This window comes from Chryseobacterium elymi (assembly GCF_003385495.1).
GTDB lineage: Bacteria > Bacteroidota > Bacteroidia > Flavobacteriales > Weeksellaceae > Chryseobacterium > Chryseobacterium elymi.
This window is the reverse complement of sequence record NZ_QNUH01000006.1, coordinates 95,747-110,741: the sequence shown is the minus strand read 5'-3', so window position 1 is coordinate 110,741 and position 14,995 is coordinate 95,747. Positions and strand designations below refer to the sequence as shown.

The window sequence follows — 14,995 nt, the reverse complement described above, 5'->3', positions numbered from 1 at the left end:
GTTCTACCGGGTAAAAAGGGAAATGTGTTTTTTGATTTTTCATAAATCTAAATAAAAAACTGCAAACAAAAATGTCCGCAGTTTCTATAATTTATATTAGATAAAATTATGACTTGAAAAATTCCAAGAGATCTTTATTGATCGTTTCAGCTTCTGTCGTAGGCATTCCGTGAGGGAAGCCAGGGTAAGAAATCAGCTTTCCATTCTTAAGAAGGGCAGCAGCAACTTTACCCGTTGTTTCAAACGGTACAATCTGGTCATCTTCACCATGCAGTACCAAAACCGGCACTTCTGTACTTTTGAGGTCTTCCGTGAAATCTGTTTCAGAGAAAGCTTTGATACAGTCATAATGAGCTTTAATAGATCCCATCATTCCCTGTCTCCACCAATTTCTGCGAATTCCTTCAGATTCCTTTGCACCTTCTCTGTTATAACCATAGAATGCTAACGAGAAATCTACAAAATACTGTTGTCTCTGAGTGGCTGTATTGTGACGGATATCATCAAAAATAGACATTGGAACACCATTGGGATTATTTTCAGTCTTAAGCATAATTGGTGTTACCGCGCTTATCAGGACTGCTTTGGAAGCTCTTCCTTTGCTGTATTGGGCTACATATCTGATTACTTCACCGCCTCCGGTAGAATGTCCTACATGGATAACATCTTTAAGATCTAAAGCTTCTACAATTTCTGCAACATCAGAAGCATAGGTATCCATGTTATGTCCTTCAGCAGTCTGTTCAGATCTTCCGTGACCTCTTCTGTCGTGAGCAATAACTCTGTAGCCTTGTCCCAGGAAGAACAGCATTTGCGCATCCCAGTCATCGCTGGATAATGGCCATCCATGATGAAAAAATACAGGCTGTCCTTTTCCCCAGTCTTTGTAATAAATCTCAGTTCCGTCTTTTAATGTAAGTATGCTCATTGTTTATTTTTTTATGATTAATAAATTAAAATGTATTTATTTTTATATTTCACAAATGTAGATGGAAAATATTCATAATACATTGATCTAAGATAATATATTGATCAGCTTATAAAAGCTAGGTAATGCATCATTAACGCTAAATTTAGTAGAGAATTTAAGGATCTAGCCTCTTATACAATTAAAATATAGCTGATAATAGGGATTGTTTTATTTTTTACTTTCTTCTAATATTGGTAAGACATCTTTTAAACTGCCAAAGACCTGCCTTTTAATGTTGCGAAGAGAAACAATTCAAGTTAACAATAAGATAAAATGACAGATTTAATAAAATTTTTTCCAAAGTATGAAGAAGTATTTTATGATATCGATTAGCGGGTATTTTACCTATATTTACATTCCTTAATAGAATAATATTTAATAGAGACAAGGGTTTGATGTACAGGTTGTTATTTGTATTTACTTTATGTATTTGTCCGTTTTTTACTCAGGCACAGGATGTTTTAAGCAAATTAGAAAAGGAATATAGCCATGCTTCAAACAATACAGCAGAGCGGCTGAATCTGGCCCCAAAATTCGTTACTGCCTTATTTTTCCATAAGTTTAAATCCAGATCCTATCAGGTTTTAGAAACCAACATTCCCATTGCAGCAAAACAGGCCGATGGAAAATACGCTACTATTTTGTATGCTGTGCAGGCTATGAATTATCGACTTGATAATAAAGAGTCTGAATCTTTAAAAAGTCTGGAGATGGCAAGGATGTATAGTTTAAAAACAGGCAGCAACGAAGCTAAAGGCTATCTGCAGTACGCAATGGGCTGGATTCTGATACGCAATAATAAAACGGCCGATGCTGTTGCTGCTTACTTGAAAGCCATTGACTATTACGAAAACTCGCCCACGACTTCTACATTGTATGGAAGATTTGGCAATGTAGCTAAAGAATTATCCGCTATTTATTCTAACCTTAATGAATACCAGCTGGAAGAAAAATATAGCAAACAGTTTTTGCTGTTGGCATCCAGACAAAATGATCCTAACCTTATTTTCGATGCCTATATGCGGATGGGTTACGTATACGAACAGAAATACGCTCAAAACCCATCGGATAACGCGTTGAGAAATAAGGCAGAACAGTATTATTTGCAGTCTGTTGCGACTTTTAATAAAAATAAAGAGGCGATGTTCAACAGGAGCAGTCTTTCATATGCGGCCATCAATTTAGCCAATTTGTATACCGGTTTTGATAGAGATAAGGCGATACAATATGCACAATTAGCCAATAGTGTGAGCCTGGAAAACGGTGATGCCATTCATATCGCCTCTTCATTTGGAATTTTGGCAGAACTGGCCCTGCAGGATAAAAATTATGATTTGGCAAAGTCTTACTTTCTAAAAGCCTCCATGGAAATTGGAAAAAGCCCGGTTAGGGATCATAATATAGAATTATCCATTCTTGAATCTTTATCCCGAATTAGCGAAGAGCAGGGCAATTACAAAGAAGCGCTGACGTATTATAAAAGTTATGTTGATAAATACAAAAATGTTTACGATCAGGAAAAACTTGATATTACCAAAAGATTGGAATCGCAGTTTGATAAAGAACGGCAGGAACAGAAGTACATAAAGCTGCAGCTGGAAAGTGATAAAAAAGCACAAGAAATCAGATTGATCAACATACTTCGGGCACAACGTGAACAGGTTTACAACAATTTGAAACTGGTGGAGGAAAATCAGCGGGAACGACTGAAATTTTCAGAACTTGAATCGGAGAAAAAAGAGCAGCAGCTTCGACTGGCAAAATTAGAAACCAAGCAAAAAAATAATGACATCAGTAACTATAAAAAGCTGTTGACATTCAAGGAAAAGATCAATACTTACTACATTGTTTTTATCTTTATTTTCATCGTTTTGATTCTTGTATTGCTGTATGCCTATAAGCAACGGGCAAAGTCGATGAAGCAAAGAGACGAGCTGCATGCCTTAGCCATGGAAAAAGAGAAACAGAATTCAAAAATATCTACACTTACCGCATTGTTAGAAGGGCAGGAACAGGAGCGTGGCCGTTTAGCCCGTGATCTTCATGACGGATTGGGTGGGCTGCTTTCAGGGACTAAACTCCAGCTGTCTTCTTTAGACCCACATCAATCCGAAAATATAGAGGAAGGAATTTCAAAATCGATTAACCAGATTGATGGTGCTGTGGAAGAGCTGAGACGCGTAGCACATAATTTAATGCCCGATTTATTAATGAAATACGGTTTGGAAGCAGCTATTCAGGAGTTTGCTAACCGCATGTCCAATAACACAGTAGACATCCATACCGAATTTATCAATTACAGTAACTCTATATCTGAAGACAAGCAACTTATTTTATACAGGATCATTCAGGAATTGGTTAATAATGCCATAAAACATGCCGATACTTCCGAAATTATTATTCAGATAAGTGAAGAAGAAAATGTATTACATCTTACGGTAGAGGATAACGGTAAAGGTTTTGACCCTGCAAGCTTAGACGTAAGAAAAACGGCAGGTTTTCATAATATAGAGTCAAGGGTCCAGTTTTTAAAAGGAACGATGAACATCACCTCCGAATTGAATATCGGGACCAGCATAGAACTTCAAATTCCTATTCATTAACATGATAAAAGTAGCCATAACAGACGATCATCCACTTCTATTGGAAGGATTGAAAAATATTTTAGGAAACAGTGATACCATAGATGTGGTAGATTGTTTCAAAAGCGTTTCAGAAATGAATGCAGGCCTGGCAAAACAGGCTGTCGATATTTTGTTGCTGGATATTAACCTGGTAGATACCAACAGTATCGAACTCATAAAACCTTTAAAGAAAAAGTACAGGAATCTCCGGATTATTATGCTTAGCGTTCATAATGAACTGCCTGTGATTAACAGTACTCTGGCTGAAGGCGCTTTAGGATACATCCAGAAGAATGCTTCGGTTTCCGAAATTCTTGAAGGTATTAATGCTGTATATGCCGATAACCAGTTTTTATGCTCGCAAACCAGGTCTGTTTTGGAGAAAAAATCCGCAGATGGGCTACATCAGGTTCCGAAACTGACGAGAAGAGAAAAAGAAATTTTAGCCGAAGCGGCGAAAGGACTTACGACCAATCAAATGGCAGAAAAGCTTTTCATCAGCCCGCACACCGTAGAAAGTCACCGGAAAAACCTTATTGAAAAATTCCAGACTTCTAATCTTAGTTCAGCCATTAAACTGGCCATAGAATACGGTTTGATAATCGAATAAAACATTCATCCAACAAAAAGGCCTGCTTACATCGTAAAAGCAGACCTTTTTTATATAAATCAAATAATTAGGTGCATAATCATTAATCTTTGAAGCTCAACACAGCCTGAAAAAGGTTTTTCTTTCCTGTTAAGTCATATTCATTGTTATATACGGGCTCATACATTAATACATAAGCATTTCCTTCAAAATCTTTTAAACTGATTGCCTGATCTGCCATGATATCATAAAACCTTGTAATAGTACGCGTAGCCGTCCATTGTTTTAAATTGCCTTTAGGGGTTTTATCGAATCTATGGTCTTTTGCATCGGTATAATACCAATAGGATGGTGCCGTGTCCATCAAAAACAGTTCTTTGTCTTTGTTATACAATTCCTCCGCCATACCCGTATTCTGAAACCATGGAACTTCGGGATTATAAAGACCTGCAGCAGCCGTATAGATATCCTTATCCATAGTGGCTCCCATTAAAAACCCTTCCAGATTGGTAGAGGTAATTTCGAACAGGAAAGCAGATTTTTTCAGTTCGTAAACATCATTTACAGGTTCAATTACTTTTCCGTCTTGTTTAATAACTACTTTCAATGACTGTGCAAAAGCCAAACAACTTAGTAAACAAAAAAGGAGAGTTAAACTTATTTTTTTCATTGTATATTTTAAATAGCTGCAGCAAAGATATTGGACTTTAGCTTCATGAACACTGGCTGATTTCAGGGGTTTTTAATTTTTCTGAAATATTCCTTCCTAAAACAGATCAGCCTTCAACTGGATTTTGATATAAGCTGTTTTTTGCTTTTTACCATTGGCCGAAGCTGAATTAAGCGGATAAACTTCTGCATAAAAGGTATCGTTATCCGTCCAGAATGCCTTTTTTTTATCATCTGCTATTTTGAAGTTGGTAAAATTCACATATAAAAGGTTCTCCTGTTTTTTGGTTTGCGGTAAGTATTTAGCGATAACAAAATTACTCCCCACATCATTATTGGATGAGATGTATGTAACCCAGCTCTTAGCAGGAAGAATTTGTGGATAGCCCTCCGTACCCAATTCAAACACGACTGCATTTTTTATGTTGTAAAAAGAATAGAAAGTATCTGCAACTTCGTCAGAATTTTCTTTGAAAACCTCCATGTTTAAGTAAGATGACTGTCCTACATATTCATTAGCCAGTGGTCCGGTCTCTGTAGATATATTTTCATGTTGTGTAATAACCTCTTTTATGTCATTTTCAATGTATACCCAGTTATTATCCTGCCTTTTTATATTGGGATTTTTTACCAGTGTTTCACCGGTTCGGCTATTTGAGTTTGCTTTAAATTCTTGTTCTGAAACTTCAGCAATGGTACCAAATTTATTAAAAGATTTGTTCTTAAAATCGGATGATTCCTTAAATGTGCTGCTTCTTATCTCGTAAAGATCCACACCTTGTAAAGTAAGCTCAAATGCCGCAGTGAATTCTGATTTCAAGACAAAAGCCTCAATGCTGTTCGAAATAGTATTATTAATGCTGTAATGAATAGAATAGAAGTCATCAAACTCCTCAAATCCATAATAGTTATCCAGTTTATTGTAAGGCATTTTCAGGTAAGCTGCAGCTTTATCCGGAGCTATGAAAAACCTTACCGAATCTAGCTTGGTAAATAATTGAAAGGGGACATCCTGCACATTATCTACACCTTTTATCTTTTTGAAATCGGCAAATGTTATGGTTTTCTGTGTAACTTCCGCTTCCGGTTTATTGGTTTCTGATGTATTGTTTTGCGGATTACATCCCGTAGAAACAATGACCATAGATGATATAAAGAACTGATAAGAGGCTTTCATTTTCTATATTTTTAACCAAAGGTATAAGTATCCGGAGCAACAGCCAATAAAACGGCTTAATATAGAGGGTAAATGGCTGAAATCAGGGATATATTGAATGGTATATTTTAGAGAATTTTACAAAAGATAAATTAAGTATTGTAAATTATTGTAGACCCATGAAAAATATAATAATCAACTTTTCACTTGTGACCGCTTTGCTGGCATCTTGTTCACCTGCTACAGAAAAAAAAGTGGAAAACACAGCTTCTACAGCGGTAAAAAAAGATGCTGTTCCAACGTCCGGTCAGATAGAGAATCATATTTCAAAAGCTGATATACCGGCTGATTTTTCTGTGCTGGTTCCTATTGATTTGCTGAACAGAAAAAGTACAAATACATATGAAAAGTATGGGATAGAGTTCTCCGGCAACTGTTATTCATGTGATTTGGCAAGCTTATCCATTACAAACGATAAAATGGTATGGACCAATGTCTGCGATGAAAATGATACCTTTAAAATTAATGGGTTCTCATTCTCTATTGAAGAAAACAAAACTATTCTAAAAACGTCAGAAAGAACATATATTTTAACCCAGATAGATAAAGCACCGGTCTACGAGCTGCTTGTAGAAGGTCAAAAGCTGCAATTAAATAATAAAAGAATATCCAGATATTTTACCACAAAAAAAACTTTACCCCATTTCAAAGAACATGATTGTGGTGATTTTGAAGGATAGCTCAACTATCTTTTTCTAAAAACATTAAAATAAAAAAACCTCAAAGTAATTTGAGGTTTTTATATGATAGAAGACAGACATTCAGTCTGTTAAAATTATTTAGCTGGTTTTTTAGGACTCATCATCATAATCATTCTTTTTCCTTCAAGCTTTGGAAGCTGGTCTACTTTTCCAACGTGCTCCAATTCCTGGGCAAGCTTTAGAAGTAAGATTTCTCCCTGGTCTTTAAAGATAATTGAACGTCCTTTAAAAAAAACGTAAGTCTTCAATTTAGAACCTTCTTCAAGGAATTTTTCAGCATGTTTCTTCTTAAATTCATAATCATGGTCGTCAGTCTGAGGTCCGAAACGGATCTCCTTTACCACCACTTTTATTTGCTTGGCTTTAAGTTCTTTCTGCTTTTTCTTTTGCTCGTATAAAAACTTTTTATAGTCTAATATCCTTGCAATGAAAGGTTCGGCCTTATCCGAAATTACTACCAGGTCTAATTCCTGTTCCATTGCAAGCTGTCTTGCTTTATCAATTGGAAAAATTCCCGGCTCTACGTTATCGCCCACTAAACGAAGCTCTCTCACACGAATTTTATCGTTGATCAAGTGTAAGTCCTCCTGTACAGGACGTCTCTGTGGGCCCCTGTTGTTAAATCTTTGTGCTATTGTATTATAATTTTATTGGTTAATTACTAATTTTAATTGAACATTTGAAAGATTAATATTCGTTTCAAAATTTTTCAATCTTTAAATTCTTTAATATTTAAATGTTCCTTAGATTGCTGCTTCTTTTTTAAAGTAAGAAACAAAATCTTCCATATTCATGACTCCAAGATCACCTTCGCCACGTCTTCTTACTGAAATTGTGCCGTCATTCTCCTCATTTTCACCTACAACCAGCATGAATGGAATCTTTTTCAATTCCGCATCACGGATCTTTTTCCCTGTCTTCTCATTTCTGTCATCAATCAGACCGCTAATATCGTGATTTTCCAAAAATTGTGAAACTTTTTTTGCATAATCTACATATTTTTCACTGATCGGTAGAATAGTGAACTGATCAGGGCTTAGCCATAACGGGAAATCACCTGCGGTATTTTCTAAAAGGATTGCAATAAAACGTTCCATAGAACCAAATGGTGCTCTGTGGATCATCACCGGTCTGTGCTTCTCATTATCGTTTCCGATGTAATGAAGATCAAATCTTTCCGGTAAGTTATAATCCACCTGAATGGTTCCCAGCTGCCATTTTCTTCCTAAGGCATCTTTTACCATGAAATCCAGTTTTGGACCGTAAAATGCAGCTTCACCATATTCTACAATCGTTTTCAAACCTTTTTTCTCTGCTGCATTGATGATTGCGTTTTCGGCCTTTTCCCAATTTTCATCGGAGCCGATATATTTTTCTCTGTTATCAGGATCTCTTAAGGATACCTGAGTTACAAAATCTTCAAAACCTAATGACTTGAACACATAAAGCGTTAAATCAATTACTTTTTCAAATTCTTCTGAAAGCTGATCCGGAGTACAGAAAAGGTGGGCATCATCCTGAGTAAATCCACGAACTCTAGTCAATCCGTGAAGCTCTCCGCTCTGCTCATATCTGTAAACCGTACCGAATTCTGCGTATCTTTTCGGAAGATCCCTGTAGCTCCATTGTGAAGTTTTGTAGATCTCACAGTGGTGAGGACAGTTCATAGGCTTCAGCATGAATTCTTCTCCTTCATTTGGAGTTTTGATCGGCTGGAAGCTGTCTGCACCATATTTATCCCAGTGCCCGGAAGTTACATACAGTTCTTTTGACCCGATATGTGGGGACATTACGAACTCATAGCCTCCTTTTTTCTGAGCATCAGAAAGGAAATTCTCTAATTTCCTTCTTAAAGCAGTACCTTTTGGCAACCACAACGGAAGTCCTGCACCTACCTTTTCAGAAAATGCAAAAATGCCAAGTTCCTTACCCAGTTTTCTGTGGTCTCTTCTCTTTGCTTCTTCCAGTTTTTCAAGATATTCAGTAAGCTCCTTCTGTTTAGGGAAAGAAATACCATAAACTCTTGTTAATTGAGGATTTTTTTCATTTCCTCTCCAGTAAGCTCCTGCCGCATTTAAAATCTTAACAGCTTTTACAATACTTGTATTGGGAATGTGTCCTCCACGACATAAATCCGTGAAATCATCGTGGGTTACAAAAGTGATCTCTCCATCATTAAGATTAGAGATAAGCTCTACTTTGTAAGGGTTATCTGCATATGTTTTTAATGCTTCTTCTTTAGAAACAGGATATAAAGAGAATGTTGAACCTTTTTTGGCATTTTCCAAAACTTTCTTTTCAATCTTCTCAAAATCCTTTTCAGATAAACTCTCGTCCCCGAAATCCACATCATAATAGAATCCGCTTTCAATGGCGGGTCCTATCGTTAGCTTAGCATCAGGATAAAATTCAAGGATAGCCTGCGCCAACAGGTGGGCAGAAGAATGCCAGAACGCTTTCTTTCCAAGATCATCATTCCATGTCAACAATTGCACCGTTGAATCCGTGGTTATAGGTGTGGTCGTTTCTACTTGTTTGCCGTTTACAACTGCGGAGATGGTATTTCTAGCCAATCCCTCGCTTATAGATTTCGCCACATCTAAAGGAGTAACTTCTCCTTCGAATTCTTTGACACTATTGTCTGGAAGTGTAATTTTTATCATTGTTTACTAAGAAATTTTAAGTTGCAAAAATACGCATTTTTTAAATAATATGCTATTTTTAAAGTATATTTGAAATAAGAATTGCTGGTGAATCTTCAAATTTAGATTTGTTATTTTAAATGTACTCATTCTCAACCTAAATTTTTCATAGAAAAATGTCCTGAAATTTTCAGTATTTTGCAGTAATAATGCTGTGGAAATGAGATTTGTGTGCTGTAAATTTACACCAAATCAAAGAAAAAGATATGATAATATGTACGATGATATGAAAAACTTTAATATTGACCTGCACTGCGACTTGTTATGCTATTTATTGAAAGCGGGTTCAACAATCGATGACAGAGAATTGGGATGCTCACTTCCTTATTTAAAAGAAGGAAATGTAAAACTCCAGGTGATGGCGATATATGCTTCAACCGATGGAAACAGTACTGTTGATGGTGTAAAGCAAAGTGTAATATTTTCAGATCTTTTGAAGAATGAAAATTTCTTTCTGTTTGAAAGCGGGAATTATAAAAATACTGAAAATAAAGATAGAGTAGGCATTATAGCCTCGATTGAAAATGCATCGGCTTTTTGCGGAGAAAATGACACTTTGGAAGCAGGGTTTAAAAATCTGGAAGCCATCATCGAAAACACACAAAAAATTCTTTACCTGGGAATTACCCACCACACTGAAAACCGTTTTGGGGGTGGGAACAACTCTGAAGCCGGCTTGAAAGATGACGGAAAAGTGCTGATCGATTATATTGCAGACCGGAGAATTGCTATTGATCTTTCCCACACAAGTGATCAACTGGCATATGATATCCTTAATTACGTAGACCAAAAAAATTACAATATTCCTATTCTGGCAAGTCACTCCAACTACCGGAATATTCAGAACAAAAAAAGGAATCTTCCGGATGAACTTGCGAAAGAAGTTATTAAAAGAAAAGGGCTGATAGGACTCAACCTTATCCGGGAATGGCTTGATGAAAAGAATCCAGAGAGATTATATGAACATATTCAACATGGACTTGATCTGGGAGCAGAAGATGTTATTGCCTATGGTGCGGATTTTTTCTACGATAAAGAACATCCGGATAAATCCCGTTATCCTTTTTTCTTTGAAGGATATGATAATGCATCATTATTTAACACCACCAACAACAGAATTGAAAAGGATTTTTCCACAGAAATAATGGAAAAGATCAGCTATAAAAATGCTTTAGATTTTATTGAAAGAATATAAGTATACGGTGGTGGCTGAGGCTCTATAAGTCACCACCCTGATTTCTAACTCTTCCTTTTATACCGTACTTTCTGTTTGATAATTTCTATCACATCCACATTTTTTATTTTAGATTTTACCCATCCATGGATGTCAATATAAAACAGTGATCTCCTGTAATATTCGTTTTTAGAAAATCCTTCAAGGACTTCATCGAAAGCTTCAAATGATTTCTGTTGTTTATTTAAAACCAAGCTGTTGATGTTCTTAAAAAACTGAATGCTTTCAAAATGAAAGGCTTCAGGTTTTTTCATTTTTTTTGCAAATTTCAGCGTTGAATTGATGAACTCATCATAATCTTCATCATTTCCGGATTCATATTTGGCCATTAAGATCAGAATTCTTGTATGAAAAAGAAGATCTTCCTGTACATTTCCTTTGCATTCAACCACTTTCATCGAATATTCAATGGATTTTTCAAAGTTTTTACTTCCAAAAAACATGGCGGCCATTTTCAGATAAAGGATCATAAAGTGGTGTTCGTCAATTCTTTCCCGCAGTCTTTCCATTTTCAATTCAATTTCAGGGATGAGTTTCGTGCCTGCAAAAAATTCACCTTTTACAAAATGGATATTCATCAGAGTATTGTAATGGGTAAGAAAAATTAAAGCCTGCAGATTTTCATTCTGGGCAAAATTCTCAGCATTGACGGTTGTATTGAAATTCTCGAAATGTTCTTCCAGAATATCAATATTTCCATACAGAAACAGGATTTTAAGCAGGTAGGTATTCCCTTTGATATACCACACCGGATGGCTAAAAATCATTTCAGGTTTTTTATGGAAAAGATCTACCCACTGATAGGCGTATTTTAAAGTGTATTTGTAATCCTGAAGCAACTGATTTTTCCACACATGGGCTTTGAAATACCATAGTTTTTCCGTGAAATTCAGTTTTTCCAGTTTTATTTTTTTGATTTGATCATTAAAAAGTTCCAGTACTTTCTCACGGTCCGTATCATTTTTTACATAGCCATACGTCAGCATTTCACTGTACAGTTTCAGGGAAAGATTGGAAAGTTCCGTTGCATAATGATTCTGTCGGCTAATCTCTGTAGACTGCTCAATAAGTTCATCAGCCCGCCCTTTTATACTTCGGGTAATAAACTGAGACTCAATTACTTTTTCAAGATCGATGATCTCGGAAGCAATACTTTTCTCATCCAGTTCCAGGGCAGACTGTTTGGTTTTGTCCAATATTTTTAAAGCCTGCTTGTAAAGACCTTTCTGGTACAGGATATTGGCAAAATCCAACTGTTCCCGAAGTTGTATCCTATAATTCTGATGGCTTGGATTCATTCTGAGGCTCACCAGAATCTGCTTATACAGATGGGCCTTCAGGTTGGAAAGCTGCTGTTTGGTGGATATTTTTTTCTCAATGATGATATGTTCATCGTATTCCTTCATCTTATCCAGTTCCGAGAAAAGGAGCAGAAATTTAGCATCAACATTAATTCCAAGACGGTTCACGTACAGCCTGAACTGACGTTTTTCAGAAGTAGTTAATGACTTAATCAGTACAAACAAAAAATCTTTCTGCAATTCTGCCATTGTAAATTTATAAAATGTAATAAATTGATTATTAAGTAAATGTAGTTATTCTTCCGGCTGTTGAATATTGTAATTTTCAGTAAAGATGAAAATGTAAAAATATTGTAAGCGGTAGTTTTGATCAAAATTAAGTAAAAAACTTCATTATGAATTCCGAAAAAATCGAAATTTTTGATACGACGCTGAGGGATGGGGAACAGGTTCCCGGATGTAAACTGAATACAAAACAAAAACTGATTATAGCAGAAAGGCTCGATAAGCTAGGGATTGACGTAATAGAAGCCGGTTTTCCTATTTCAAGCCCCGGAGATTTTGAATCTGTTTCTGAAATTTCAAAGCTGGTAAAAAATGCTAAAGTCTGCGGACTGACAAGAGCTAATAAAAAAGACATTGATACGGCTGCTGAAGCATTGAAATATGCAAAGAGGCCCCGTATCCATACAGGAATCGGAACTTCTGATTCCCATATTAAATATAAATTCAATTCAACGCGTGAGGATATCCTGGAACGGGCAGCAGAAGCTGTAAAATATGCCAAAAGCTATGTAGAAGATGTAGAATTTTATGCAGAAGATGCAGGAAGAACAGATAATGCCTACCTGGCAAGAGTCTGCGAAGAAGTAATTAAAGCCGGAGCTACTGTTTTGAATATTCCTGACACAACAGGGTATTGCCTTCCCGAAGAATATGGTAAGAAAATAAAATATCTGAGAGAGAATGTAAAAGGCATTGAAAAGGCAATTCTGTCGTGCCATTGCCATAATGATCTAGGACTTGCTACGGCTAATTCAATTGCCGGGATAGTCAACGGAGCACGCCAGATCGAATGTACGATCAATGGATTGGGAGAAAGAGCTGGAAATACAGCTTTGGAAGAAGTGGTGATGATCTTAAAACAGCATAAAGGCTTAAATTTTCATACAGATATCAATTCAACAATGCTTAATGAAATGAGTTTGATGGTTTCAGATCTTATGGGAATGCCTGTACAGCCTAATAAAGCTATTGTAGGAGCCAATGCTTTTGCACACAGCTCAGGAATCCATCAGGATGGTGTTATTAAAAACCGTGAAACGTATGAAATTATAGATCCCGCAGAAGTAGGCGTCAATGCTTCATCCATTATTCTTACAGCGAGAAGCGGACGTTCTGCACTGGCATACAGATTTAAGCATATCGGTTATGATATCACTAAAAATGAACTTGATTTCCTGTATCAGGAATTTTTAAAAATTGCCGACCGGAAAAAAGAAGTTAAAAATGATGATCTGTACATGATCATGGAAACATGCAGCCGAAAAATAGGATAGTATTGATTTAAAAATCAAGGAAATTGAAAATGGACAACAATAAAAAGACACTTTTTGACAAAGTCTGGGATGCTCACGTAGTAGAAACGATTCCCGACGGCCCTCAGATTATTTATATAGATAAACACCTGATCCATGAGGTAACCAGTCCTCAGGCTTTTGCAGAACTTGAAGCCAGAAATCTTGAAGTTTTCAGACCAAAACAGATCGTAGCTACGGCAGATCATAATGTTCCGACCCTTAATCAGGAACAGCCTATTCGGGACGAACTGTCCAGAAATCAGGTGGAACAGCTTACGGAGAACTGCAAAAAAAACAATATCGAATTATTCGGATTGGGACATCAATATCAGGGAATTGTACACATCATAGCTCCGGAATTAGGGATTACCCAGCCGGGAATGAGTATCGTATGCGGAGACAGTCATACTTCTACCCATGGGGCTTTTGGGGCCATTGCTTTTGGGATTGGAACCAGCCAGGTTGCTCAGGTTTTTGCCAGTCAGTGCCTGCTGCTCAATAAACCGAAGTCAATGAGGATTACAGTCAATGGAAAACTGAATGATCATGTTCAGGCAAAAGATGTCATCCTATATATTATTTCCAAAATCGGGACTGATGGAGGAACTGGATATTTCTGTGAATATGCAGGAAATGTTTTTGAAGAAATGTCCATGGAAGGAAGAATGACGGTCTGCAATATGAGTATTGAAATGGGAGCACGAGGGGGAATGATTGCGCCAGATCAAACCACTTTCGATTATGTAAAAGGAAAAACATTTGCGCCTAAAGGAGAAGAATGGAAAGATAAACTGGCCTATTGGAAAACTTTAAAAACGGATGAAGGCGCTGTTTTTGATAAAGAACTTACCTTCGATGCTTCGGATATTTTCCCAATGATTACTTACGGAACCAACCCGGGAATGGGAATTCCGGTGCACGAAGTCATTCCGGTTCCTCAGACTGAATCTGAAGAAAAAGCTCTGAAATATATGGGATTGAAAGCCGGACAGGAAGTTTCAGGCATTAAAGTACATTATGTATTTATCGGAAGCTGTACCAATGCACGGATAGAAGATTTCCGTTCTGCAGCAGCCTATATTAAAGGAAAAAATAAGTCCGAAAATGTAAAGGCCTTAATTGTTCCGGGTTCTCAGCAGGTTGTAAAGCAGATCTACGAAGAAGGTCTGGATAAGATTTTCAATGATGCGGGATTCCAGATCCGTCAACCGGGATGTTCTGCCTGTCTGGCGATGAATGATGATAAAATTCCTGAAGGGGAATACTGTGTTTCAACCTCTAACAGAAATTTTGAAGGAAGACAGGGGCAGGGAGCCAGAACTATTCTTGCCAGTCCGCTTACTGCAGCAAAAGCAGCGATAGAAGGTAAAATTTCTGCTTTTGAAAATTTAAACTAAATCCATTAAAAA

At 36.7% G+C, this 14,995-nt stretch carries 12 protein-coding genes; 6 read left to right on the top strand and 6 right to left on the bottom strand.

What is annotated here, in order from left to right:
- Positions 1-106 precede the first annotated feature (106 nt).
- The gene (locus DRF60_RS08715) at positions 107-928 is read right to left on the bottom strand and encodes an alpha/beta fold hydrolase (RefSeq protein ID WP_116011717.1); all 822 of its coding nucleotides are present in this window, start codon (positions 926-928) and stop codon (positions 107-109) included.
- Positions 929-1,365: 437 nt separating this feature from the next.
- Here DRF60_RS08715 and DRF60_RS08710 point away from each other — a divergent pair, with 437 nt between their 5' ends.
- Entirely contained in the window at positions 1,366-3,573 is a 2,208-nt protein-coding gene (locus DRF60_RS08710; RefSeq protein ID WP_116011716.1) for a tetratricopeptide repeat-containing sensor histidine kinase, read from the top strand.
- 1 nt (position 3,574) lies between these two features.
- Complete coding sequence (locus tag DRF60_RS08705) at positions 3,575-4,204, top strand: response regulator transcription factor (RefSeq protein WP_116011715.1); 630 nt, start codon at positions 3,575-3,577, stop codon at positions 4,202-4,204.
- A gap of 82 nt (positions 4,205-4,286) precedes the next feature.
- Here DRF60_RS08705 and DRF60_RS08700 read toward each other — a convergent pair whose 3' ends face one another.
- Entirely contained in the window at positions 4,287-4,853 is a 567-nt protein-coding gene (locus DRF60_RS08700; protein WP_116011714.1) for a hypothetical protein, read from the bottom strand.
- A 96-nt stretch (positions 4,854-4,949) separates the two neighbouring features.
- Positions 4,950-6,029, bottom strand: a complete 1,080-nt coding sequence (locus DRF60_RS08695; protein ID WP_116011713.1) for a resolvase — start codon at positions 6,027-6,029, stop codon at positions 4,950-4,952.
- A 158-nt stretch (positions 6,030-6,187) separates the two neighbouring features.
- On the opposite strand from DRF60_RS08695, the gene DRF60_RS08690 reads away from it, so the two are divergent.
- Entirely contained in the window at positions 6,188-6,748 is a 561-nt protein-coding gene (locus tag DRF60_RS08690; RefSeq protein WP_116011712.1) for a hypothetical protein, read from the top strand.
- Between the two features lie 95 nt (positions 6,749-6,843).
- Here DRF60_RS08690 and infC read toward each other — a convergent pair whose 3' ends face one another.
- The gene (gene infC / locus DRF60_RS08685; RefSeq protein ID WP_185144581.1) at positions 6,844-7,344 is read right to left on the bottom strand and encodes a translation initiation factor IF-3; all 501 of its coding nucleotides are present in this window, start codon (positions 7,342-7,344) and stop codon (positions 6,844-6,846) included.
- Between the two features lie 168 nt (positions 7,345-7,512).
- Positions 7,513-9,432, bottom strand: a complete 1,920-nt coding sequence (gene thrS, locus DRF60_RS08680; protein WP_116011710.1) for a threonine--tRNA ligase — start codon at positions 9,430-9,432, stop codon at positions 7,513-7,515.
- Positions 9,433-9,697: 265 nt separating this feature from the next.
- On the opposite strand from thrS, the gene DRF60_RS08675 reads away from it, so the two are divergent.
- The gene (locus DRF60_RS08675; protein WP_116011879.1) at positions 9,698-10,666 is read left to right on the top strand and encodes a dipeptidase; all 969 of its coding nucleotides are present in this window, start codon (positions 9,698-9,700) and stop codon (positions 10,664-10,666) included.
- A 44-nt stretch (positions 10,667-10,710) separates the two neighbouring features.
- Here the strand turns inward: DRF60_RS08675 and DRF60_RS08670 are convergent, their stop codons facing one another.
- Positions 10,711-12,255 (bottom strand): hypothetical protein, encoded by a 1,545-nt coding sequence (locus DRF60_RS08670; RefSeq protein ID WP_116011709.1) that lies wholly within the window; start codon positions 12,253-12,255, stop codon positions 10,711-10,713.
- Positions 12,256-12,401: 146 nt separating this feature from the next.
- Between DRF60_RS08670 and DRF60_RS08665 the strand changes: the two genes are divergently transcribed.
- A complete protein-coding gene (locus DRF60_RS08665; protein ID WP_116011708.1) occupies positions 12,402-13,565 on the top strand; it encodes a 2-isopropylmalate synthase in 1,164 nt (387 codons plus the stop codon).
- A 29-nt stretch (positions 13,566-13,594) separates the two neighbouring features.
- Positions 13,595-14,983 (top strand): 3-isopropylmalate dehydratase large subunit, encoded by a 1,389-nt coding sequence (gene leuC / locus DRF60_RS08660; RefSeq protein ID WP_116011707.1) that lies wholly within the window; start codon positions 13,595-13,597, stop codon positions 14,981-14,983.
- Positions 14,984-14,995: the final 12 nt, after the last annotated feature.